Raw genomic sequence first — 25,679 nt, 5'->3', positions numbered from 1 at the left:
ACTCTTATGAAGGAAAAAGTAAATTGTGTATTACTTGTAGATGACGACTATGCCACTAACTACATACATAAGCATGTGATCAAGGAAGCGAATTTTGCGGAACATGTTATTGTTGTAGAGAACGGACAGGAAGCATTAGACTTCCTAATTGCAACCGACAACACCACATATATTAGGCCAGATATTATATTCCTTGACGTAAACATGCCTATAATGGACGGATGGGAGTTTCTAGATTTTTATGCAGAACTAGACGAAAGCCTCAAATGCAAGATGATGGTTGTGCTTCTGTCTACATCACTACTTCCCGCAGATAAGTTAAACTCTGAAATTAATGCTAGTATTGATCAATTTATAAGCAAACCGCTAACCGTTGATGTACTTCAAGAGTTACAAGTATAATGTGCTGTTATTTTTAAAAAAGGTAAACTAAATCCTGGTTATATCTTAACTTTTAAGTGCATTTACATACTATTCTCATCAAATGTTATGTGCTACCAAAACCTTCCTTGCTCCTTATATCGCTTGTTTGAGACAACACTCCAAATCGCATCAATTCAATTCTTGGTTTTAATGAATTTGCATATATCAATAATGTATTATTTGTAAGTATATTCCTACTCGTCTACATTAAAGCGCCATTCACCGAAAAACGAAACCTTTCACCGAGTATTCGGGCTAAGTTTACAGTGTTAATAGCAACAACCCTTTTTATTATGAAAAATTTAAAAATCATTAAGTCAACGACGATTCTACTTTCAACTTTGGTTTTAACCAGTTTTTCCTTTTTAGTATAGTTGTCAGAAACAATTACATCAATTCCGTTTAACAACAATTTTAAAAACCCTACTTATGAATACATTAAATTTAGTAAAAGACATATACCATGAAGGTTTCAGGAAATTAGGAAACCATTTCGTAAAAAGTTATTTCAAAATATTCGCTTGGTTTGGATTTTCCATGTATGCAGTTGTTTTATATGCTTTTGTATTTAGAGTTTCAACTGGTTTTGCTTTTGAATAGATTACAACGTAAAACAACCCTATGTTTTAAATAGTACCATTGGATATAAAAAGCTTCAAAAGATTTATTAATTGTAATGTGAAAATTATGAATTATAGCATAGAACAGCATTTTTTTAGCTTAATCCGTTGCAATAATCGTTTAGAACAATCGCTAGCCAGCGCTTCAAATCTAGTAGAGCAAGATCATCTTTCTGGGCTTCTTATAGATTTGGCATGGGAAAAAAATAGGTTCACCTTACAGTTAAGGGAAGAACTTGTTACTATGGAGGGCTTTTTTCACGATATAATCACATTAAAAAGATTTTTAGGTTTCACCGAATTTGATACGGAAATAGTAAATACAAGCAATCTTGACCTTAAAATATTAAAACATACCATTTTAAACTCAAAAAGTTCGCTTATAAGCTATGAAGAAGTAATGACAATTAAAGACCTTTCTTCCCGTTCGGCAGTACTATTAAAATCGCAACATAGTAGAATTGAGCATGGGCTATGTTTAATGCAGCGCTATTATCATCAAAACAGCAATGATGATTTCGCTAAAACTGATTTAATTGCCTAGCACTATTACTGTTTTTATTACAGATAGTAGCCACATAGACTAATGTGTGAACTTATTGAAAAAAGTTGCGCCTAATCTGAATTCTGTTAGATTAACGTATCAAAATTTCACCTCGGCCTCTACCTTCTTTCCGTCCCTTTCTACAATAACCCTTGCTGTACTACCTTCCTCAAGAGCGGATAAGGCCCGCATATAACTCATCATATCAACTACTGTACTGTCGCCTAATTGTATAACAACATCCCCTTTTTGTAGTCCCGCATTAAAAGCAGGCCTATCCTCAGACACACCGTCTATTCGCATGCCTTCGCCATCGAAAAGATAATCGGGCATAACGCCTAATCCTACTTTAAAACGGGGTACTTCCTCACTTTCGTTCTTGGTAGTTCTAAAAGAAAGTTTTGGGTCATCGTCCAATTCTGCAATAACCGCAACAATGTAGTTTTCAATCATTTTCATGCCTTCGTAGTTCAATTTATTCGAGTCGTCCGAAGGTTTGTGATAATCCTTATGCTGTCCGGTAAAAAAATGTAAGGCAGGAATATTCTGTAAGTAAAAAGAAGTATGGTCGCTAGGCCCCATACCCGATTCTCCCAATACCAATTTAAAACCTGGATTGGTGCTGTTCAATACTTGGTTCCATACCGGCGCCGTTCCCGTTCCTGTTATCGAGAGGGTGTTGTCTTTCCGTAAGCGACCCACCATATCCATATTGATCATGTAGTTGGCTTCTTCAAAATCGATAGTAGGATTTTTACAAAAATAGTTACTGCCCAAAAGTCCCATTTCCTCTCCCGAAAACCCAATAAAAAGATAATTACTGCCCATAAGGCTGTCCTGTAGGCGTTCTGCCAATTGCAGCATTATACCCACACCACTGGCATTATCGTCCGCGCCATTGTGTATGGCATCTCCTTCTGCATAAAGCGAACCCTCGCCACCCATTCCCAAATGATCGTAATGCGCCCCAATGATTACTGTTTTAGCAGCTTTATTATCAATGTATCCTACAACGTTAGTGCCTGTAATGGTGCCGTCTCCAGAAACAAACTGAGCCTCGGTATGCGGGTCTGTTTTTGGTTTAAATGTAAAGGTCTGGAAATAGGTACCCGAATTCCCTTTTGGAACCAACCCTATATTTTCCATACGTTGCTGTATATAATTTGCTGCAACCAGCTCTTCCGGAGTACCCGTTTCACGACCTCTTAAACTATCATTGGCCAAAAAAGAAACATCCTCTTCTAAGCTTATTTTTCTAGGCACTTCTTTTTTACAAGAAAGTGAAATAGTAAAAATCACGAGTAAAATTGTAATTATACGAGCCATAGCCTTTATTTTTACTCAAAAATACACATCAAATGAGAATTCTTTTTGTTTTGTTCCTTCTATTTATGGTCACAAGCTGTAAAACCGAAACCAAACCTGTGGTTGAAACTCCAAAAGAGGCTACTTCTTTAATGGCAGGTAGTGATACCCTTATTTATCCCGAGGAAAAGTATTTTAAAAGCATCCGTCAAATCACCTTTGGTGGCGACAATGCAGAGGCCTATTGGAGCTGGGACGATAAGCAAATGATTTTTCAATCCAACAACAAGGACTGGGGTATGGAATGTGATCAAATGTTCCTAATGAATATTGAGGAGAGCTTTAAGGATAAAAAACCGCCCATGGTAAGCACTGGAATGGGACGTACCACTTGTGCTTATTTTCTACCTGATAATAAACATTACGTATACGGTTCCACGCATTTAGTAGACAAAGAATGTCCAGACGTTCCCTTACGAAAGAACGGTAATTACGTTTGGCCAGTCTATGACTCCTTTGATATTTTTGTAGCTGACCTTAAAGGGAATATTACAGCACAATTGACCAATGAACCTGGATATGACGCAGAGGCTACTGTTTCTCCAAAAGGCGATAAAATTGTATTTACTTCCGACAGAAGTGGTGATTTAGAGCTCTACACCATGAATTTAGATGGATCCGATGTAAAACAGATTACCGATGAGCTTGGCTACGATGGTGGCGCATTCTTCTCGCCCGATGGGAGTAAATTAATTTTTAGGGCATCGCGTCCTAAAACACCTGAAGCCATTAAGGAATATAAAGACCTTTTGGCAGAAGGTTTGGTAGAACCCACAGATATGGAATTGTTCATATGTAACGCCGATGGTTCTAATTTAAAACAATTAACCTTTTTAGGTAACGCGAATTGGAGTCCGTTTTTTCATCCTTCAGGAGAAAAAATACTGTTCTCTAGTAATTTTGAGGCCGAAAAAGGATTTCCCTTCAATCTTTATTTTATAGATATTGATGGTAAGAATTTAGAGCGTGTTACCCATGGCGAAACCTTTGATGCCTTTCCCGTATTCTCCAATGACGGCAAATATTTGGCTTTTTCCAGTAATCGTAATAATGGAGGTACGAGAGACACCAACTTGTTTATTGCCGAATGGCAGGAGGACCCAAATAACTAGTTCGTTGCAGGCAGTACAAGACCTGTCTGGTATAGAAAATATCACGGGTCTCAGAGGAAGATTCAGTATATTGTTAGCATGTCGGACATAGAAATATTTTCAAGTACTAATATGTTCCTTTTAGGGCTTGTTCTCTTTGTCCCATTAGCTATTCTGTTGGTTTTGGGCTGGTTGTGTATAGCTGCCGAAAAACGAAAGGCTGCCAAGGTGTTCTTTTATTTAGGAGGTTTATATGTATTTCTTATTGTTGCAATCCCTCTTGTGCTAATTCTTTTCAAAGGATGAGCCTCCCTTTTGAGCCACAATTATTCGGAGTTACTCTTAACATGCACCTTATATTAGAATATGCAGCTTTCTTTGTGGCGTTCCGGTACTACGTTTATCTTCGGAAACAGAGCGAGGACAACATTTCATCGACTAACAGACTTTCCATTATCATCGGTGCTATTTTTGGGGCCCTTTTAGTATCTAGGCTTGTAGCATTTCTAGAAAATCCAATCACGCACTATAACGAGGGGTGGGTGACACTTGTAAATAACAAGACCATTATGGGCGGTCTTTTTGGTGGTCTACTAGGGGTAGAGCTTGTTAAGAAAGTAATAGGTGAAAAACAGTCTTCCGGAGACCTGTTTACCTTACCCATAATCCTTGGAATTATCATTGGCCGTGTTGGTTGTTTTTTGGCAGGCACTACTGAATTTACCTATGGCAAAACAACTTCTCTTTTTTTGGGAATGGATTTGGGCGATGGCTCGTTAAGACATCCGATAGCATTATATGAAGTAGTATTTCTAATGTTTCTTTTTATCTTCATCAAACGGTTACAGAAAAGGACAATAAAGCTTAAGAGCGGGAGCTACTTCAAATTATTTATGGTAAGCTATTTTGGATTTCGATTTTGTGTTGAGTTTATAAAGCCAAACACTTTTTTTGTTTTAAGGCTAAGCAGCATTCAACTATTATGCTTAATTTGTTGGGGATATTACTATAAATTCATTCTTCAATTGATCATCAATGCCCGACAGTAAGTATACCTACTATGATTTCACCCTAAGCCTTTGTCCAGAATGTTTGCGACGCGTAGATGCCAAAATCGTTTTTGAAAACGAAAAGGTCTACATGTTAAAGAAATGTAAGGAGCATGGTAACAGCAAAGTGCTCATTGCAGATGATATTGAATACTACAAAAACATTCGCAACTATAACAAAGCATCTGAATATCCTAAAAGCTTTAATACAGAAACATTATACGGCTGCCCGTACGACTGTGGCCTCTGCCCAGATCACGAACAACATTCTTGCCTAACGGTTATAGAAATGACCGACCGTTGCAACCTTACGTGTCCTACTTGTTATGCCGGTTCTTCGCCTACTTATGGGCGACATAGAACCTTGGAAGAGATGAAAAAAATGTTAGATGTCATTGTTAAAAACGAGGGCGAACCGGACGTGGTGCAACTAAGTGGCGGAGAGCCTACTATACACCCACAATTTTTTGAGCTTTTGGATTATGCGAAGACTCTTCCCATCAAACATTTGATGGTAAACACCAACGGCATAAGAATTGCGAAAGATTTTGATTTCGCACAACGATTGGCCACCTATGCGCCCGATTTTGAAATATACCTACAATTCGATTCCCTCGATAATAAAGTGTTGCAAACCCTGAGGGGTGCAGATTTAGCGGATATGCGCCTAAAAGCCATAGAGCATCTTAACAAATTAAATCTTTCGACCACCTTGGTGGTTACCCTTCAGAAAGGATTGAATGACCATGAGATGGGCAAAACCATAGATTTCGCGTTAAAACAGAAGTGTATTAGGGGTGTTACTTTTCAACCTACTCAAATTGCAGGACGTTTGGAGAATTTTGAAGTAGATGAAAATAGGATTACGCTCACCGAGGTACGACGCAAAATATTGGAGCAATCTCCCATTTTTAAAGCAGATGACCTAATTCCTGTTCCCTGTAACCCGGATGCTTTAGTCATGGCCTATGCCTTAAAACTAGGGGACAATGTAAGTCCGTTGACGCGCTATATAAATCCGGACGATTTATTGAACGAAGGAAAAAATACGATCATCTACGAACAAGACGAGCATTTACACGGCAAGATGGTCGAATTGTTCAGTACCGGGAATTCCGTAGAAAAAGCATCTGAAAACTTAAAGAGCATTATGTGCTGCCTGCCCAAAATAGATGCTCCCGAACTAGGATACGATAATCTGTTCCGTATCATAATTATGCAATTTATAGACGCTCATAATTTTGATGTGAGGGCGATAAAAAAATCCTGTGTGCACATTGTAAACAAGGATTATAAAATCATACCTTTTGAGACTATGAATTTGTTTTATAGAGACGATAAAATAAAACGCCTCAAAGAACTACAAAGAGAAGCGCTATGATATTGGAAGTTGGAAATTTAGACGGACTTGTAGTTGTATTGGCCTTGATTATGTTTGGGCCAGCACTATTATTCTTGCTTGTAGGCATTGTGCTTTTTGCAAAAGACAAAAAAAAAGGAGGAAAAATTTTTATGATACTTGCCGGTGTCTATTTATTAATTAGCCTCGGCACTTGTGGGGTCTTAATGACGGCCAATTAATACTGTAAAAACACTATATTAAGCTTAGAAAACCACAGAAAAATTAAAACAACGTAACCACTAGAGATTTATGTTTTTTGATATTTTACAGCTTACCGGAATCATTCTTTGCCTGTTTACATCTTTTCTCATTTGGTTTCGGTTTAATAAGAATAATTCTTTATCGGGAATTTTGTTGGGCGCAATGCTTTTTCTAATTGGGCTTTGTCACTCCTTTTATTTACTTATTATATACGGTCTAATCAATCATTTTCCCTACTTATATAAAGTTCCCGCTCCCCTTAATTTTTTGATTTTCCCTCTAGCATATTTATACATAAGGACCGTGCTTTTTGGAGAAAACAGACTAAAAATTTGGGATGTGCTCCACCTTGTTCCATTTCTGTTCTTCACTATAAATTACTTCCCTTTCTATATGATGGACCTCAACGACAAAGCGTTATATGTTTTCAATATAACTGAAAATTTTGAGCTTAGTTACAGAGGACAGGACGGTATATTTCCAGAATGGTTGAATATTCTCGTAAGGAGTATTTCCTCTGTTTTCTACCTTGCACTACAATGGCATTTGATTGTTTCATTTTTTAAAAAACATCCTAATCAAAGTTCCCGCCAGTTTACTAGGGTTAAAAAATGGGTGTTCCATTTAACAACTATTCAAACCATATATAGTGTGGCTTTACTGCTTCTTTATATTTATAATGCATTATTGGTATTGGATAGTATCCCTAGTTTTGGTAGTTATGTATATATAGTATCATTTCTAGTGAACGTCAGTTTTCTCCTAGTTGCATGTTATCTCTTATGGAATCCACATGTACTTGTTGGCCTACCAAAACTGCATCTAAAATTACCCCAAACGGAAAACGCGCTGCCATCAAATAGAATTCATGCCGTGATTCAAGAACAGAAAACTTTTTTGAGTCCGGAACTAACACTTCATTCGCTTTCTAAAGCAATAGGCGTGCCTTCTCGAAGAATATCCAATAGTATTGGAGATTCAAAATTCAGCAACTTTAACGACTATATTAATCACCTTAGGATAGCGTATGCCGTGGATAAAATAAACGATGGCTACCTTACCAAATATTCGGTAGACGCTCTATCAGAGACCTCTGGGTTCAATTCAAAGAACGCCTTTTACAGGGCATTTAAAAAAGCTCATGGGTGTACACCGCTCAATTATAAAAACGCTTCTTAGCTTAGGTCTATATCCTATCACGTTCATCTGTGCTTTTTCGCTTTTTATTGTTTCTTATTTTAGTGTTTCCAAAGGAATATCTGAACCCAAGTACGACCAACCGATTTTCTTGCCGTACGGAAGAAGAATTATCTTGACTGAGATATTGCCGCGTAAAAAACTGATTGCCTTGGTTAAAAATATCATCTAAGGTAAGAGATATGCTTGCTTTTTTGTTCCATAAAGTTTTACGCACATAAAATCCTAATTGACTAACAGCATCCCTTTCAGAATTTCCAATAACAGTGGGTGACATGTAACTAAAGGTAGCATCCGCAAATAAAGACCTGTCCCCTAAAAAGGTATAACTTTGGGTCGTTCTTACATAGGTTATCCAAGCATTATTATCTTGTAGCTGTCCGGTTTCCAAATCCGTAAAAATATTCTCCTTATAGTAGTAGTTGAACAGCACATAGGTAGACCACCTGTTGGTTATACTTCTGTTATAAATAATATCCAATCCATAACTTGTATTCTCATTTTGGTTGGTGGCTATGAACCTTAGTAGGTTACCCTCGTTATCTTGTGTAACCTGTTGTAAAAACCCATTGTTTTGAATGTCATAAAACGGCCTCAGGGTAAGATTTCTATTAAAGGTATACGATACCGTTACAAAGTTGCGAATCGTAGGTAGCAGGTCCGGATTTCCTTCTACGACTGTGTTATTGTTCTGAAAGAATTGAAAAGGATTCAACCAGCCGTACCTAGGCCTGGTGATACGACGATAGTAATTAAGTTTAAAAGCATGCTTCTCTTTGTGCGTGTACAGTAAGGATATGGAAGGGAAGAGTTCTAAATAATTGAATTCGTTATTTTCCTCATCGGTATCCAACTTACTTTCCGTCTCGGTATATTCCGCCCGCAGACCTAAATTCAGCTTCCAATCGTTCCAAGTATTGTTTAAGCTCGCATAGGCCGCGGTAATATCTTCCTTATAAATAAATTCACCGGTTTCCGTAGGATCTATACCTGGTTGGTTTCGGTCAAAACCCTCTTGGTCAATAGTATTGTCCGAATTTATGGAGGCATACCTAAGACCTGTTTCCAACTGCGAAGATTTGCCCATATTAGCGCTATAATCCCCCTGAATGCTAAACAATCCAGTATTTTGAACGGTCTGAGTAATAAAATCGTTTTCTCCCGTAACAGCACCATTAATATCAAAGAAATCGGTGTCTATATCTTGGTTACGATCATAAGTATAAGAGGTATAATGTGTATTAAAAGACAATTGGGAACCTTCTTTACTTAGCTTGTGTACCCAGTCTAAATACAATGAGGTATTATAAAGGCTAAAGTCTGAATCGTTTGACGTATCAAAACCTCCGTTGGAAGCTCCTTGATTCTCAGCAATATCGGTTTCCGAAAAGGAAAACCGGCTTACGTTTGGCGCAAGGGAATTAATGGTAGATAAGCTTATGGTGTTTCTTTCATCTAGCGCGTAATCAAAAAAAGCGTTGACATTGTGCTGTTTACGTTTGCTGATTACATTTTGTTCGGCTGTCCAAATTTCGTTGGGCAGCCCATTCTCAAAAAAATTAGTGATGTCAGTATAACGAACCAAATCCTTGTCATTACTATACGAATAGGCCAATGAAAAATCTGTCTTTTTTCCTTTAAAAAAATGATCGGTTCCTAGCGTATGCTTTGCAAAAACACCTTGGGTATATCTATTATAGACCGCTCCATTATAACCGGCCACCAGATTAGTCTTCATTTTAATATCTATAAGAAGGCCGCCCTCTGCACTATATTTTGCGGGTGGCGAGGTGATGACATCTATAGCCTCTACATTGCTAGCTGAGCTGCCTGATAACAAATCAATAATATCACTTTCTGGAATATTTACTTTTCTCCCATTTATAAGAATACCAACATTACCAGTATTGTTTACGGTAAGTTTATTATTAACGATAACAACGCCGGGCGTACGTTTTAATACGTTCCAAATATCACCATCGGCCAGGGCCGTATTTGATATAGTAAAAACGTAACGGTCTGCCAACTCTACCAAGCTCGGCTTTTGGGAAGTGACCACCACTTCATCCAAGGTTTGTGCTTCATTTGAAATAATTAAGTTACCTATATCCAAGTCTGCGGTAAGCGAAATCGATAAGGTATCCGAGGTGCTTTCTATATAACTGGCGAACAAAAGATAGTCTCCAGTCTGTACGCCTTTCAGTTCAAATAGCCCGTTGGTATCTGTGGTTACACCCTTTATAAGTTTGCCTTCTTTTGTTTGTAAGAGCAAATTGGCAAAGGTTAACGGCTCTTGGTCTGCATCCAAAACCGCGCCCTTAATACTAAAATCCTGTGCGGTTACAAACGAAATTGAAAGGAATAAGAATAAAAAAAATCTTAATTTGGTGATCATTAAAATAGGTTGGTGCTATAAGAGCTAAAATAAACAAACTATGTAGAATTATCCTACATGTGTTCAGGAATTTTAAGCCTTTTACTCTTCATGGCTTACTCCGAATTCAAACGGTCACGTTCCTTCTTGTCTATTTCACGATCGTTATCTTCCAATCTAAAGTTTCCGAAGTTGTAGGTAAACCCAAAACGAACATATTGCGTTTCAGGAATGGCTAAATAACTATTGTCCTGATTTAGATACCTAGAGGTAATCTTCCCATTGGCCTTTCCTAACGCATCATTTACGGCGAGACTTACCAAGGCTCTTTTGTTCCAAAAAGATTTTCGCACTCCAAACGTAAGATTTGTGGTTTCTGACTGAATATAAGAACCCTGTAAAAAACCAGACAGGTAGACAAGGCCGAACTCGCCTTGGAACGTACCGTCCTTAGAAAGTGTTAGGTAATTACTAATATCAACATAAATACCATCTATTTCATTTTTAACGGGAACATTACCACTCTCTAGGGCTAAAAAAGTCTCATCTTCATGAAAAATAGAAATATAACTGTACACATACCAATTATTGCTAATAGATTTCCCATAGTTAAAGTCCAACCCATACGAGTTACTTTCCAAAACGTTTTGGGTAATATCCCTTAAGATTTGGTTTTCATTGTCCTGGAAAGTAAGTCTAGAAATAAAATTACCGTTATCACGATAATAAAAATCAAAAAAGAATTCTTGCTTTAGCGTATAGTTCAAATTAAAATTATGACTGAAATTAGGTGCTAAATTGGGATTTCCCTCTACAAAATTGTTTTCATTGATAAACGTGCGAAAAGGATTTAGGTCTTGGTACCTTGGTCGTCTCAACTTTCTGGAATAATCAAAGGAAAAACTATGGTTTTCATTTCTATTGTGCAATAGATAAAAACTAGGAAACAACTCAAAATATTCTAAATCATTACTCGTTGACAGGGCTATAGAAGTTCCCGTGCTTTGGGTGTGCTCTGCTCTTAGCCCCGCTTTAAGACTCCATTTTTCCCAGTCATGCGATATGCTGGTATAGGCAGCATATACATTTTCGTCATATAAAAAACGATCGGACAAGGCCGGGTCCAATTCCAATCCGTTATTTGCCGAAAAATAATCCAAGGTGCTTTCAGACGCTATAAAAGAACCTTTCATTCCAGCCGCCATACTAGTGCTGCCTAACATCCCTGTATAGTCTACTTGTGCCGTGGCAATTTGTATATCTTGTTCCGCATCCGTAAAAAAATTGAACTCCCTTAAAAATGAACCCTCTGGATCAAAGTAATCGGAATTCACATTCTGTGTTCTGGAGAGATCAAATTTTGTGTAATGCCCGTTCATCGAAACCGAACCGTTTTCCTTAAATTTATGCTTATACGTAATATCTCCGGACAGGTTGTTCTTTCTCTCGTCCTCTGGGCTTAAGGTTGTAAACGTTGAATCAACAGCATTAAATCTGTTGCGCATAACGGTAGTTTGTCGGTTGTCATATTTTCGGTAAGGAGATAACTGTGCGTTTGCCGTAATGTTCAGTTCATTTCTGTCATCAAACTCATAATCCACTGCCATCCCGGCAACATGGCTACGCAACCTGTTTGTGTTATCGAAATCTGTTGTCCACCTAGAAAAAATACCAGTATCGTTTATAAAATTTATTTCAGTTTTCACATCGTAAAATTCCTTTCTGGGCGCAAACCCATAACTAAGGTTCAGGTTTAATTTTTCGGTCTTGTAAAAATGTGAAGTGCCAAAATTATACTTAGCAAAAACCCCCTGTGTATACGTAGAGTTAACGTTGCCCTTATAGCCTAAAGAAATATTTTTGCTAGTAATGATATTAAGCACCGCACCGCCCTCGGCGTCATACCGTGCGGGAGGATTACTGATTACCTCTACGGATTTAATGTTTTCACCTTGATAATTTTCTAATAAATTTCTAACTTCCTCTTCAGAGAGCTGTACCTTCCGGTCGTTGATATAAACGGTGGCAGCTTGGTTTCTAATCTGTAATTCGTCCTGCATGGCAATGACACCCGGTGTTTGTTTTAAGATATCCCAAGAACTGCTTTGTGATAGCACTGTGTTCTCAACGTTAAAAACCAAACGGTCTACTTTGCGCTCTACTTTTGGCCTATTCGCCGTTACCACTACCTCATCCAAAGCTTCGGATTCTTGTGTTATGATAACGGCCCCGATAGTGATGTCCTTTGAAATATCCAATACCATATTTGTGGAGGCCCACCCAATATAGCTTGCCTGCAAAAGATAGAGGCCTTCAGGTATACCGCTTATTTCAAAACCTCCAAATTCATCTGCCGAAGTTCCTTTTACCAAAACAGAATCAGCCGAACGCAATAAAAAAACAGAGGCAAAAGGAATCGCTTCATTTTTTTGGTCCCGTACCTTTCCCTTAAGTTCGTAGGATTGCCCTACGACTATGTGACCACAAAACAAGGCCATAAAAAGAATGAAGGGCAAGGATTTCACTTTACATTTGGGTTGGCTTCCAAAACTAATAAATAATTATGGCTTTTCTGTATAAATTTTGTAATCCCTTCCTACGATGCTATTCGCTCAAATAGACCATATTTTCAGCATAGTTGCTTAAAATTGCGCTGTAAATTAGAGTATATTTGCAATTGGTTTTGCTACGATTCTATACTGTTTGTGGCATTTACCAACAGACATTGTACCTATTGCTATGAAAAACATTCGAAATTTTTGCATCATTGCCCACATAGACCATGGTAAAAGCACCTTGGCGGATCGCTTATTGGAATTCACGGGTTCTGTTACGGACCGTGAGAAGAAAGAACAACTCTTAGATAGTATGGACTTGGAACGCGAGAGGGGTATTACCATAAAAAGCCATGCCATACAAATGGAATATACCTATAAGGGCGAAGCGTATATTCTTAACCTTATAGACACGCCCGGCCATGTTGATTTCTCTTATGAAGTATCGCGCTCCATTGCTGCGTGTGAAGGCGCCCTTTTGGTAGTAGATGCTGCCCAGAGCATACAGGCACAGACAATTTCTAACCTTTACCTAGCGCTAGAGAACGATTTGGAGATAATCCCCGTACTCAACAAGGTAGATTTGCCCAGCGCCAATCCGGAAGAAGTAACCGATGACATCGTCGATTTATTGGGCTGCAAAGCAGAGGAAGTAATTCCCGCGAGCGCGAAGACCGGAATCGGAATCGAAGAAATACTGGCGGCCATTATTGAACGTATACCAGCACCCAAAGGAAATGTGGACGAATCCCTGCAAGCGTTAGTATTCGATTCGGTATATAACCCGTTTCGTGGCGTAGAGACCTATTTTAGAGTCATCAACGGGGAAATAAAAAAAGGACAGAAAATTAAATTCGTTGCTACGGACAAAGATTACTTCGCCGATGAAGTGGGTACCTTAAAATTAACGCAACATCCAAAGAAAAGCATTAAAGCAGGCGATGTTGGCTATTTGATAACGGGTATCAAAGACGCGCGAGAGGTAAAGGTAGGCGATACCATTACGGATGCCGCTAAACCTACAGTTAATCCTATTGCGGGATTTGAGGATGTTAAACCTATGGTTTTTGCAGGAATCTATCCTGTTGATACAGAAGAGTTTGAGGAGCTTCGAAACTCTATGGAAAAACTACAATTGAACGATGCTTCTTTGGTGTTTGCACCTGAAAGTAGTGCGGCATTGGGCTTTGGCTTCCGTTGTGGATTTTTGGGTATGCTACACATGGAAATTATACAAGAACGTTTAGAGCGGGAATTTAATATGACGGTCATAACAACCGTTCCCAACGTATCGTATCACGCGTTTACCCGAAAAAATCCGGACACTCCTGTAATTGTTAATAATCCTACAGATTTACCCGATCCCTCTAGTATTGATCGTGTTGAAGAACCTTATATCAAAGCTACCATTATAACAAAATCCGATTTTGTGGGAAATGTGATGTCCTTATGTATCGAAAAACGAGGCCAGATAACCAATCAAACCTACTTGACTACCGAGCGTGTTGAGCTGAATTTTGATATGCCCTTAGCGGAAATCGTTTTTGACTTCTACGATCGGTTAAAGACTGTCTCCAAAGGTTATGCCTCTTTTGATTATACACCTATAGGAATGCGGGTTTCTAAACTGGTACGCGTAGATATTTTATTGAACGCACAACCTGTAGATGCCCTTTCTGCCTTAATCCATGCAGATAATGCAGTTCACATTGGTAAAAAGATGTGTGAAAAATTAAAGGAACTCATCCCAAGACAACAGTTCGATATTCCTATACAAGCCGCTATTGGCGCAAAAATTATTTCTCGCGAAACCACAAAAGCACTTCGTAAAGATGTTACCGCAAAATGTTACGGCGGTGATATTTCAAGAAAGCGTAAGCTATTGGAAAAGCAGAAAAAAGGGAAAAAACGTATGCGCCAAGTGGGCAATGTTGAGGTGCCTCAAGAAGCCTTTATGGCAGTGTTAAAATTGAACGATTAGGTATTTAAGAGTAGTTATTCTTTTTAGCTCACTTATCTTGGCAGTAATAACCCTAACAAAGGCAACCATTAATGCATCATAATAACGTTGCACTGGGCAACTTATCTTTTTTATTAGACATAACAAAAAACCAGAAACCCATCTTTTTAAGACGAATTTCTGGTTTTAATAATTTTATAAGCCTAAATATAAGACTTGTGAGGTTTAATTTGATAACAGTCCACAACCTTGTTCCAAAGCCTCCACATATTCTGCGGCAGTTTGTCCTTCCAGATCATCTCCGGATAATACTTCTGATTCTCCTGCTCCAGAAACTGTAACGGTTCCATCACCATTATCACAAGCTTCAATAGACACCCCTAAAAGGTCACATGAGGCACATTTGTTCTCATCATCATCATCCGAACATCCTACAAATACTAGACTGGCAACTGCCATTAAACTAAACACTAACTTCTTCATTTGATTGTTTTTTATTATTACGAAACCAAATGTATAGTAGTTAGTACTATTGCAATAACAATTGTTGTGAATGTAGGAAAATAAGATGTGTGCGTAAAATCCTTGTATTTAAGCGTTTAAAAAGTGAATCGATTTCTACCGGTAAGAAAATCTCTTCCCCAATAAATCTAAAACTAGAAAAAGATATTGACCCCAACACCATTTAGTTTTGAGTCACTTCTAAACCAGATTAGGCTCTTTCAGCTTCTTTCTACTTTTTAACAGGGGCTTTTTCGGTATCGTTAGGAAACATTTTTCCTAAATAAGCCAATTTATAGCCTTCCTGGATATCTTTAAATTGTTCGCTAAACGCTGAAATAATCTTCAGTTCTCCATCTGGTGTTTTTAAGAATAGCGGCACAATGTCCTCATCTGCCTTGGTAATTTCTATTAGACCTTGGTAATGCTCTGCCCCATTTAATGCAATCTCGTGAATGTTTGGGTTTTTTCTTGACGCTTCCGTTAGTTTTATAAAATCATCGGTATGCGAAAAAAGTCCTTCTTTTGGATTGTTTTCGGGGTCGTTCATTTCGTCTGCATCCACCAATCTAAAAGATCCGTTTTCCCCAAAATCTTTCTGGAACTTATCAATAGAATATTTGTTAATATCAGAATTTCCGGTCAAGGCCATTAAATAGCCTACATCGCTCAACTCTATAAAATCCGTGAGAGAATCGGAATATATATTAGCAGCGAAGGCCTCTAATCCAAGCTTGGTCGCTTTACTTACGTTCGTCTCATTATTATCTATGACGACCACATGCCGGTTATTTTTTTGCAGGTAGTTAGCGATAAGCCGAGAGACCTTGGAAGCCCCAATGATAAGAATACCCTCGGATTTATTTAAAAACACCTTAACCAATTTGGCAAATAAACGCGCAGTTGTAGCATTAAGCAAGACCGTGCCCAATACGATCATAAACACCAAAGGCGTAATATATTCGGCCCCGGGTACACCCCTAGCCAATAATTTTGAGCCAAACAGCGAAGCAATACCAGCAGCAACGATACCTCTAGGGCCTACCCAACTAATAAAGAACTTCTCCTTCAATAGTAAACTGGACCCTGCCGAGCTTAGAAAAACGCCCAAGGGCCTTATAAGGAAAACAATTACAGCAAATAGTCCAACAGTTTTCCAAGTGAGAATTAATTCAAGATCCGAAATATTGATGTTGGCAGCTAAGAGTATAAATAATATAGATATCAACAATACACTAAGCGACTCCTTGAAATACAAAAGTTCCTTTCTATTAGGTAGGTCCATATTTCCCATAACCATTCCCATGACCACAACGGCCAATAGTCCAGACTCGTGCGCGAAGACTTCTGACTCCACAAATACCAAAAGCACCACAGATAAGGAAACTACGTTTAACAAATAATGCGGTATAAAGCTCTTTTTAATTGCAAAAGCAAGACCGTGGGCAAAAGTAAAGCCAAAAGTGAACCCGAAGAGTAGAATTTTTCCAAATTCAATCAACGCAGTTAGCGTATAGCCTTCTCCTCCCCCAACACTAATAAACTCAAAAACCAATACGGCAGCCAAGGCACCAATAGGGTCAATTAAAATGCCCTCCCATTTCAAAATAGCAGAAACATCCTTTTTAAGGGGGATATTTCTGAGAATTGGGGTGATTACCGTGGGGCCGGTTACAATAATCAAGGCAGAAAATAAAAACGAAATTTGCCAGCTAAGCCCAAAAATAAAATGTGCGGCCAAGCCCGCTGCCAAAAAAGTGACCAAGGAACCTAAGGTGATAAGTTTCGTAATCACCGGTCCCACGTTCTTTATCTCGGACCGTTTTAAGGTAAGGCCGCCTTCAAATAAAATTACGGCTATGGCCAAGGACACAAAATAATAAAGTCCATCTCCAGGAAACAACCCTTTTTCACCGGTCCATATGGGTTCAATGAGCTTTCCTCCATCTTCTGTATATAACGTAGCTAAAGGCCCTACAATTAACCCAATTAATATTAAGGGTAGGATAGCGGGCAATTTTAAGCGCCAAGCCACCCATTGTGCAACAATGCCGAGAATAATGATTCCTGCCAGTTCTACCATAATATCCGTTTTGGGTAAAAATAATAATTTATGAAGCTAGAATTGCCCTTACCCGAACCAAAAAGAGCAATATTTTCCGTAAGGTCAACTAGGTTGATGTGACAAGGCTGTGTGCCTAAGCTGGTAGTTGGCAATCAAAATAATGTATCCCCATAAAAACATTACGCTATTATTTGTCAACAAATGTTAAAAATGTTGAAACCTAAGATTTCTAAGGACGGGATAAATGATAAACTATTCTTAATAAGGTACCGGTTTCGCTAGGTTTTATTATTTTGCCCTCATGAAAATCTACCCTATAGAAACCGGCAACTTTAAGCTGGACGGTGGTGCCATGTTCGGGGTAGTTCCCAAGACCATTTGGCAGCGAACAAATCCGGCAGATGCCAACAACCTAATAGATATTGCGGCCCGGAGCCTTTTAATAGAAGATGGCAACAAGCGTATCCTTATAGACACCGGACTAGGTGATAAACAATCCGACAAGTTTTTTGGGTACTATCATTTGTGGGGCGATTTTAGTTTAGACGCTTCACTGGCGGCACATGGGTTTCATAGAGACGATATTACCGATGTCTTCATGACCCATTTACATTTTGACCATTGTGGTGGATGTATACAATGGAACAAAGGCCGCACGGGTTATGAACCCGCTTTTAAGAATGCTAAATTTTGGACAAACCAAGACCATTGGAGGTGGGCCACAGATCCTAATGCAAGGGAAAAAGCGTCTTTCTTAAAGGAAAACCTACTTCCCATGCAAGAAAGTGGTCAACTCCACTTTTTACCATTGAACCAACTGCCATATATGGAAACTTCCGAATTAGGGTTTGGTATTCATTTTGTAGACGGACATACGGACAAACAAATGCTACCACAGATCACCTACAAGGGCAAAACTATCGTTTTTGTGGCCGATCTGATACCTACTGTTGGCCATATACCTCTAGTATATGTGATTGGATACGATACGCGACCACTGATTACCTTAAAGGAAAAAGAAGTTTTTCTGAACTATGCAGCGGACAAGGAAATTTATCTCTGTTTTGAGCATGATGCCCATAACGAATTGTGCACTGTGAAACATACAGAAAAAGGTGTGCGATTAGATACTATTTACACTTTTGATGAACTCTTTAATTAATATATTTGTCAGCCTTGGGCTAAAAACATCCTTGTCCTGAACAATTCTTAAGAATCAATTTGAACACACATTCGATTAACATTAACACATAAAATATGATGAACAGTATTTCAAAGTCCGTTTTCCTTCTCTCGCTACTTACCCTAGTGGGTTGTGGCAGTACAGGAGGATTAGTTCTTACCCCCGTTGAAAACATAGACACAACCCCATTAAAGATTTCAGACCTTAGTAAAGCCGAAAAAGAAAACTGGGGTCATTTAGACTTGGTGTCGGATACCATTCCCGGAATGAGTGTGGACAAGGCATATTCGGAAATCATTAAAAACAAAAAAGGAAAAAAGGTCATCGTTGCCGTATTAGATTCGGGTATGGATTTGAGCCATGAAGATTTGGACGATGTACTTTGGACCAACAAAGGTGAAAAGCCCGGAAACAACAAAGACGATGATGGCAATGGATATGTGGACGATATCCACGGCTATAACTTTTTAGGGGAATCCTATAACGAACAGTTAGAATACGCACGTATGCTAAGGCTCAATATTGGTGATGCGGCCACTTTGGCAAAAGCGAAGACCAAATTGGATGCCGATTATCAAGAAGCGTTACAGAACAAACAGCAATATGAACAAATTTTACAGGCGGTAAAGGATGCAGATGCTGCGGTTAAGAAACAGCTCGGAAAGGAAAGCTATACAAAACAAGAGGTAGCAGCAATAAAAACAACGGACGAAGGAATGCTTAGGAACAAAGCAATCTTAGCTCAAATGTTCGGCATAAAGGATACCATTCCCGAGGTCTTGGAAGAATTGGGTGATGGTATTAAGTACTTTACAGAGCGCTTAAACTACAACCTCAATAAAGATTTTAACGGTAGGGAAATCGTTGGTGATAACCCTTATGATTGGAACGATACCAACTACGGGAACGGAAACCCTGACAATCGCGTGGATGACGAAAGCCACGGAACACACGTAGCTGGCATTATTGGTGCCGAAAGAAATAACGGAAAAGGCGCCAACGGAGTTGCAAACAATGTAGCCCTAATGAGTATCCGTGCCGTACCAAACGGAGATGAATACGATAAAGATATTGCTTTAGGCATACGCTATGCGGTAGATAACGGTGCTAAAGTAATTAATGGCAGTTTCGGAAAATCTTTCTCCCCAAATGCCCAATGGGTGTACGACGCTATAAAATATGCCGCAGAGAACGATGTTCTTTTTGTGCATGCTGCGGGCAACGATGGTGCTGATTTAGATGACCCTGCAAATCCCAACTTTCCAAACGACCAAGTAAACAACGGGGCCGAATTTTCAGACAATGTGATTACAGTTGGCGCATTGGACCCAAAGTATGGTTCCGAACTTTTAGCGTCCTACTCCAACTATGGAAAGATCAATGTTGATATTTTTGCCCCTGGAACTGATATCTATTCCACATATCCAAATAATGAATATCAGTTTTCGCCAGGCACCTCTATGGCCGCCCCTGCAGTTGCTGGTGTTGCTGCCCTGTTGTTTTCACAGTATCCAGATCTTAAGGCTTCACAGGTAAAAAAGGTAATTTTACAATCTGGCTTGCCTATAAAGGCGAAAGTGGTCTTAGGTGGCGATAATTCAAAAACAGCGACGCTTCAATCTATTTCCGTATCGGGTAAGATTGTAAATGCTTACAATGCATTGATTATGGCATCCAAAGTTGCTAACGGTACACTTCAATTATAAATTAAAAAAATGAAAACCATGCGATTATTAACAACACTACTTTTAATTCAGGGATTCGTTTTTTCGGCCTTGGCGCAAAACACAACTTCCTATTGGCAGCAACATGTAGATTATACGATGGAAGTGGACATGGATGTAGAGACTTTTCTGTACACAGGTACTCAAAAATTGATCTATACCAACAATTCGCCAGATGAACTTAAACGGGTTTACTATCACTTATATTTTAACGCCTTTCAACCAGGAAGCGAAATGGACATGCGATTACAGACCATAGCTGATCCGGATAAAAGAATGATTACCGAAGATAAAAAAAGTCGTATTTCTCTATTATCCGAAACGGAAATGGGTTATTTACGAGTGGGAAGCTTAACCCAAGACGGACAAGCCGTTACTTTTAATGAAGAAGGTACCGTTTTGGTAGTAGAGTTGGCAAAACCGATTGCCCCTGGTGCAAAAACTACGTTTGAGATGGCTTTTAAAGGTCAGGTTCCCCTTCAAATTAGAAGGTCTGGTCGTAATAACGAGGAAGGCGTTGCCCTTTCTATGGCGCAATGGTATCCAAAAATGGCAGAATACGATTTTGAAGGTTGGCATGCAGACCCCTACATAGCGCGCGAATTCCATGGTGTTTGGGGAGATTTTGACGTGAAGCTTACTTTGAATAAGGACTATACCGTGGGCGGTACGGGATATTTACAAAATCCGCAAGAAATTGGACACGGCTATGAGGCAGAAGGAACCAAGGTAAAAAAACAAAAAGGAAAAACACTGACTTGGCATTTTAAAGCCCCAATGGTGCATGATTTCATGTGGGCAGCGGATCCAGAATACCTTCACGACACCTTGCAGATGGAAAATGGTCCTACCCTACACTTTTTGTACAAGGACGATCCGGAAATCAAAGAAAACTGGAAGAACCTACAGCCAAAAACGGCAGCGGCCATGGACTTTTTTAACAAAGCCGTAGGCGAATATCCTTATGAGCAGTACTCTGTTATCCAAGGTGGTGACGGCGGTATGGAATATGGCATGAGCACCTTGATTACCGGAGAGCGTAAATTTGGCAGTCTAGTGGGTGTTATGGCACACGAAATGGCGCATTCGTGGTTTCAGTTTGTGCTGGCCACAAACGAGGCCAAACACGAATGGATGGACGAAGGCTTTACCTCTTTTATTTCTAGCCTTGCTATGAACGAAATCATGGAACAGAATAAGGCCAACCCATTTGAAGGTTCCTATAGGGGCTATTTTAACTTAGTAGCTTCTGGAAAGGAACAGCCACAGACTACGCACGCCGATCGTTATGATGTCAATTTTGCCTACGGTGTTGCGGCATATAGCAAAGGAGCTGTTTTTCTAGCGCAGTTAGGTTATATTATAGGTCAGGATAAACTGATGGAAACCTTAAAGAAGTACTATGCCGATTTTAAATTCAAACATCCTGTGCCTAATGATATCAAGCGAAGTGCTGAAAAAGTATCCGGTCTAGAATTGGATTGGTACTTAATGGATTGGACACAGACCACCAACACCATTGACTATGGCATAAAAGAGGTTGTAGGAAATGGTTCTGAAACTACTGTTACTTTAGAGCGCATTGGCCTCATGCCCATGCCTATGGATGTTCTTGTGGTCTATGCAGATGATACACGCGAAACGTTTTACGCACCGCTACGCATGATGCGTGGTGAAAAGGACAATCCGTACCCTGCCATTACACGCACTGTATTGGAAGATTGGCCTTGGACCAACCCAAGCTATTCTTTTACTATTGGGAAACCTGTATCTGAAATTAAAGCCGTAGTTATTGACCCTTCTTTGTTGATGGCAGATATTAATGCGGAAAATAACGTTTGGCAGGCCGGGGAGTAGCAGGAATTTTGTTGGTCATATTTATATGTTATTTCTGCTAATACGAGCGTGACCCCTCGTATTAGCATATCAAGAGTCAGCGCAAGAGCATGTTTTCAATAGTGGCATTAGCTACCGTCCGTTTTTAACGAAAAAATCGTGTTCGGTACAAAATGGACAATAACGCTAACAAATGAAAAAACCTTTGCAAAAAAGACTGCATTAAAGCAACACTATGAAATATCATACACAAATATTCATCGTAGTAGCAACTATTTTATTTGCTTTCAAAAGTAATGCAACACCTTTGAGAACTTCAAAAAAAGGTAGTTTCAATCTCAAAAAAGATCTATTGTTATTACACTATGATTGTAAAACGGATGTAGATGATCTTCATTCAGTAGCTGCGGTTGCGACTTTAATGTCTAATCCTAAGTTCTCTGGGATAAGGCACCATGCGGTTGCCGGCACCTACGGCAACCAAAAAGGCTTATATGTTCCTCCCAATCCTTTATTTCAACTTGCATTTGAAGATAACTGGACAGACGCCAATGAAAATTTTCAACTCGCCATTGAACAGGTTAAGGTTATAGCCCTAGAAACCCTCATGGGCCAAGGCGATGTCTGGATTGCAGAAGCGGGTCAATCTAATTTTACGGCCGGATTATTAAAAGAAATTCAATCAGATTTGCCTAAACTAAATATTTCGAAGCGCATTCATGTTGTGCAACATAGCGATTGGAACGAAGAAGTAACTTCTATTAATGACCTTAAATTTGTTAAAGAAAACGCTAACTATTACAAAATTCCCGATGGAAATGCTGTTGGAAACGGAACACCGGGATTTCGTGACCCAAATTATACGTTTTGGAAAGATAAAATCACCAATCCAAAGTTGATTGAAATATGGCAACTTGCAATGGATTTGTCTAATAAATACAATGGCAAGGAAGGGCGTTATAATAACAAAGCAATTTCTGCTGGCGGATTGGATTTCTCGGACTTCTCCGAAGTTTGCTGGATTTTGTTGGTTAAAAACATAGAGGATACAGAACAATTCTTTAATAAATACGCTAATTAAAGAGCACATTTTCATTCCCCCTTCTGCGCGGTCATAACCCTTGTTTTCCTGTGGTCAATCATAGCCAGAATTTATATAAAATCGTAGCATTAATTGCTGCTCATTTTTTTACATAAAAATCATATGCTCCACAACCATAAGCTAACAACCGTGGCTTAATTTCGGTTGAAGATTACAAGTGAGAAGCATTGAATGTATACGGTTCATCGAAAAGTTTATACCCATTTTTAAAATTTTACGTTTAAAGAGTTCCAAAACTTTATACATATGCGCTTCCCTTTAATTCCTGCTCTTGCCATTGGTCTTGCTTTTTTCCTAGGCTCCTGTTCAAAAGAAGATTCTATTCTTGATGTTGAAGAAGAAGAAGGGAAAGAAGAAGCTATTCCGGTAGATTTAACAGCCCGTAATGCCGCCAAAAAGCTATATAAGGATTATTACATTGCCTCTAAAACCGAATCTCCCGATGTGGCCTGGTCTGGAGATGAGCCTTCCTGCGACCCTGGTACAGTACCGCAAAAAACTATAGAAAAAATAGTTGCGCGTATCGAATATTTTAGAAGGGCGGCGGGCCTCAACAATTCAATTTTAGAAAATGAAACCAAAAGCGAAAAAGCGCAACATGCCGCTTTGATGATGAAGTCAAATGGCGCTTTGGACCATTCCCCTCCGAATAGCTGGAAATGTTATACGGTAGCGGGAAAGGATGGTGCAGGTAATTCCCTTTTGACACAATCCAAAAACGCTGAAGCAGTAGATTCCTATATGCGGGATGCCGGTTCTGCGAATGGTCCTGTGGGTCATAGAAGATGGCTGCTTTGGCCTAAACTACAGGAGATAGGTATAGGAAACACCGATGCTACAAACGCCATTTGGGTGTTGGGCAACGCCGGAACACCACCATCTGACGCTCCTGAGTTCATTTCCTGGCCTCCCAAAGGTTATACTCCCAAGCAACTTGCCTATCAACGATGGTCTTTTTCAATCGCAAACGCCGATTTTACAGCTGCCAGCGTAAGCATGAAAAATGAAAATAATCAATCAGTAGAACTTACCATTGAGGAGCTGGACAACAGTTATGGAGATAGAACCATTGTATGGGTGCCTTCAATCAATACGAATGCGCTAACAGAAGACACCGTTTTCACGGTTAGCATTGAAAATGTAGGTGTTGGCGAGGAACTAAAAAATTTTGATTATGAAGTGGTCTTATTTAATGGGAACGATTAATAGTAACAACCCAAAGACAGTCCCTTAGCTCTTGTGATTCTTTACTCAAGAATACACTATAAGTAGTTTTTAGAAATAGCATCCCCTACGCCCTATACCAAATTTCATTGCGGTACATCTCATTTTTTGCCGTCAACTCCCTGTTATGCATTAACACATGGGTGTTGTCTTTCTCGGCAGCGCGATAACCCAACAAATGAAAAAAGGACTTCGCAAAAAAGCGTGCAACGGTCAAATTAACCAATAACGCTTTTTTTTCTGGACCCTGCCATGATATGCCCGGTAGGTAAACCAAAAGATTGTCTACCTTGATTTTTCTAAAGGCTATAGACAAGGCCAAGGCCCATTTAGATATTTTATTGATCAGGAAAAAACCTTCGCCGCCTTGTTCTTGATATAATGGCATAAACAACAAGATGTTTTTTTTCGCAATTATTTTCTTTTCATTTTGCCACGCCAAAAGTTTTCCTTTGGACACTTTTTGAAAATTCTCAAAACCCGAAAGCATCTTAAACTCGTCCGTAGGATGCAGTACATGGCGATACGCCACTTCGTAGAAATCGCTTTTATTCAATGCCGATTCGCTTAATTGTCTATACGACTGCTCAAAATCGGGAACATCCTCTTTTTCTAAAACTCCTGCAAAAACCAATGTGAGCCAAAAAAAAGCAATACTATTAACTATGGCGACCTCCTGATCATGCTGGCCAGATTCAAATCCCAAAGAGACATAGCCCAATTGGTTCATGTGGCTCAAAAGCGGCCCGGTCAAATACTCTTCTATCCCCAAAATAGTAGGCACGGGAAATTGTTTCGAAAACTTCCTGTTAATAAGGGCGTCATTAATGGTGATAAAGGGTAAGGTAGCACTACTGGTCGTATGAAAATCGATAAAATAAAAAGGCGGGGCCTGCTTTTGTAAGACGTCTTCAATAGTCTGTTTTAATTCAAGAAGCTCCAATTCCTCGGGCCCAAGTTCGGACCGCGGCTTGTTCTTGATCAGCTTTATTTGTTCCTCGGACCAAAGACGGTTCAAATCATTCTCTATATATCGTTTCTTTTGAAACAAAGCAGGCGTGTTTCCCCGTATTCCAAAAACCGATCCTTTAATTTCCGGCCGTACTTGTTGTAAATGCGTAAAAACCTGCTCCAATGCAGTTACCCCGGCTGGTTCGTTTCCGTGAATTCCGCCAAAGAAAACGAGAGTAGGCCCTTTTGATTTGCCTTCCAATTGCCCAATACATCTTGTTTCTTTTGAAATCTGATTTAATACTTCCATTA

At 39.2% G+C, this 25,679-nt stretch carries 20 protein-coding genes; 14 read left to right on the top strand and 6 right to left on the bottom strand.

Annotated features, from left to right (window positions below; genetic code table 11):
- The first annotated feature begins 6 nt into the window (after positions 1–6).
- The 3 genes from MS6x_RS10455 to MS6x_RS10445 all read left to right on the top strand — a co-directional run bounded on the left by MS6x_RS10455 (position 7) and on the right by MS6x_RS10445 (position 1,587).
- On the top strand, positions 7–402 hold the full coding sequence (locus MS6x_RS10455; protein WP_482601744.1) for a response regulator: 396 nt from the start codon (positions 7–9) through the stop codon (positions 400–402).
- Positions 403–852: 450 nt separating this feature from the next.
- A complete protein-coding gene (locus tag MS6x_RS10450; protein ID WP_482601742.1) occupies positions 853–1,023 on the top strand; it encodes a DUF6747 family protein in 171 nt (56 codons plus the stop codon).
- A gap of 39 nt (positions 1,024–1,062) precedes the next feature.
- Positions 1,063–1,587 carry a hypothetical protein gene (locus tag MS6x_RS10445; protein WP_482601740.1) on the top strand — a complete coding sequence of 175 codons (525 nt, stop codon included), beginning with the start codon at positions 1,063–1,065 and terminating at the stop codon, positions 1,585–1,587.
- Between the two features lie 99 nt (positions 1,588–1,686).
- Here MS6x_RS10445 and MS6x_RS10440 read toward each other — a convergent pair whose 3' ends face one another.
- Positions 1,687–2,913: a M28 family peptidase gene (locus MS6x_RS10440; protein ID WP_482601738.1), complete on the bottom strand. Its 1,227-nt coding sequence runs from the start codon at positions 2,911–2,913 to the stop codon at positions 1,687–1,689.
- 32 nt (positions 2,914–2,945) lie between these two features.
- On the opposite strand from MS6x_RS10440, the gene MS6x_RS10435 reads away from it, so the two are divergent.
- The 5 genes from MS6x_RS10435 to MS6x_RS10415 all read left to right on the top strand — a co-directional run bounded on the left by MS6x_RS10435 (position 2,946) and on the right by MS6x_RS10415 (position 7,874).
- Complete coding sequence (locus tag MS6x_RS10435) at positions 2,946–4,064, top strand: TolB family protein (RefSeq protein ID WP_482601736.1); 1,119 nt, start codon at positions 2,946–2,948, stop codon at positions 4,062–4,064.
- A gap of 281 nt (positions 4,065–4,345) precedes the next feature.
- A complete protein-coding gene (locus MS6x_RS10430; RefSeq protein ID WP_482601734.1) occupies positions 4,346–5,092 on the top strand; it encodes a prolipoprotein diacylglyceryl transferase family protein in 747 nt (248 codons plus the stop codon).
- The gene (locus tag MS6x_RS10425) at positions 5,079–6,473 is read left to right on the top strand and encodes a radical SAM protein (protein WP_482601732.1); all 1,395 of its coding nucleotides are present in this window, start codon (positions 5,079–5,081) and stop codon (positions 6,471–6,473) included. The genes MS6x_RS10430 and MS6x_RS10425 overlap by 14 nt, the downstream gene beginning before the upstream one ends.
- A complete protein-coding gene (locus MS6x_RS10420) occupies positions 6,470–6,673 on the top strand; it encodes a hypothetical protein (protein WP_482601730.1) in 204 nt (67 codons plus the stop codon). The genes MS6x_RS10425 and MS6x_RS10420 overlap by 4 nt, the downstream gene beginning before the upstream one ends.
- 415 nt (positions 6,674–7,088) lie before the next feature.
- The gene (locus MS6x_RS10415; protein ID WP_482601728.1) at positions 7,089–7,874 is read left to right on the top strand and encodes a helix-turn-helix domain-containing protein; all 786 of its coding nucleotides are present in this window, start codon (positions 7,089–7,091) and stop codon (positions 7,872–7,874) included.
- Between the two features lie 7 nt (positions 7,875–7,881).
- Here the strand turns inward: MS6x_RS10415 and MS6x_RS10410 are convergent, their stop codons facing one another.
- Positions 7,882–10,287: an outer membrane beta-barrel protein gene (locus tag MS6x_RS10410; RefSeq protein ID WP_482601726.1), complete on the bottom strand. Its 2,406-nt coding sequence runs from the start codon at positions 10,285–10,287 to the stop codon at positions 7,882–7,884.
- A 95-nt stretch (positions 10,288–10,382) separates the two neighbouring features.
- Positions 10,383–12,791: a TonB-dependent receptor gene (locus MS6x_RS10405; RefSeq protein WP_482601724.1), complete on the bottom strand. Its 2,409-nt coding sequence runs from the start codon at positions 12,789–12,791 to the stop codon at positions 10,383–10,385.
- Positions 12,792–13,005: 214 nt separating this feature from the next.
- On the opposite strand from MS6x_RS10405, the gene lepA reads away from it, so the two are divergent.
- On the top strand, positions 13,006–14,802 hold the full coding sequence (lepA, locus tag MS6x_RS10400) for a translation elongation factor 4 (RefSeq protein ID WP_482601722.1): 1,797 nt from the start codon (positions 13,006–13,008) through the stop codon (positions 14,800–14,802).
- A 204-nt stretch (positions 14,803–15,006) separates the two neighbouring features.
- On the opposite strand, the gene MS6x_RS10395 is transcribed toward lepA, so the two are convergent.
- Positions 15,007–15,264 carry a hypothetical protein gene (locus MS6x_RS10395; protein WP_482601720.1) on the bottom strand — a complete coding sequence of 86 codons (258 nt, stop codon included), beginning with the start codon at positions 15,262–15,264 and terminating at the stop codon, positions 15,007–15,009.
- A 250-nt stretch (positions 15,265–15,514) separates the two neighbouring features.
- On the bottom strand, positions 15,515–17,365 hold the full coding sequence (locus tag MS6x_RS10390; RefSeq protein WP_482601718.1) for a cation:proton antiporter: 1,851 nt from the start codon (positions 17,363–17,365) through the stop codon (positions 15,515–15,517).
- A 283-nt stretch (positions 17,366–17,648) separates the two neighbouring features.
- Between MS6x_RS10390 and MS6x_RS10385 the strand changes: the two genes are divergently transcribed.
- From MS6x_RS10385 to MS6x_RS10365, 5 genes are all read left to right on the top strand, one after another.
- On the top strand, positions 17,649–18,509 hold the full coding sequence (locus tag MS6x_RS10385; RefSeq protein ID WP_482601716.1) for an MBL fold metallo-hydrolase: 861 nt from the start codon (positions 17,649–17,651) through the stop codon (positions 18,507–18,509).
- Between the two features lie 95 nt (positions 18,510–18,604).
- Positions 18,605–20,236 carry a S8 family peptidase gene (locus MS6x_RS10380; protein ID WP_482601714.1) on the top strand — a complete coding sequence of 544 codons (1,632 nt, stop codon included), beginning with the start codon at positions 18,605–18,607 and terminating at the stop codon, positions 20,234–20,236.
- 18 nt (positions 20,237–20,254) lie between these two features.
- Positions 20,255–22,111 (top strand): M1 family metallopeptidase, encoded by a 1,857-nt coding sequence (locus MS6x_RS10375; RefSeq protein ID WP_482601712.1) that lies wholly within the window; start codon positions 20,255–20,257, stop codon positions 22,109–22,111.
- A 214-nt stretch (positions 22,112–22,325) separates the two neighbouring features.
- On the top strand, positions 22,326–23,171 hold the full coding sequence (locus MS6x_RS10370; protein WP_482601710.1) for a hypothetical protein: 846 nt from the start codon (positions 22,326–22,328) through the stop codon (positions 23,169–23,171).
- A gap of 267 nt (positions 23,172–23,438) precedes the next feature.
- Positions 23,439–24,398 (top strand): CAP domain-containing protein, encoded by a 960-nt coding sequence (locus tag MS6x_RS10365; protein WP_482601708.1) that lies wholly within the window; start codon positions 23,439–23,441, stop codon positions 24,396–24,398.
- 85 nt (positions 24,399–24,483) lie between these two features.
- Here the strand turns inward: MS6x_RS10365 and MS6x_RS10360 are convergent, their stop codons facing one another.
- Complete coding sequence (locus MS6x_RS10360; RefSeq protein WP_482601706.1) at positions 24,484–25,677, bottom strand: aspartoacylase; 1,194 nt, start codon at positions 25,675–25,677, stop codon at positions 24,484–24,486.
- Positions 25,678–25,679: the final 2 nt, after the last annotated feature.

Source organism: Maribacter sp. MS6 (assembly GCF_056839185.1).
The sequence above is the reverse complement of the archived record's forward strand: the minus strand, read 5'-3'. Positions and strand labels throughout refer to the sequence as shown.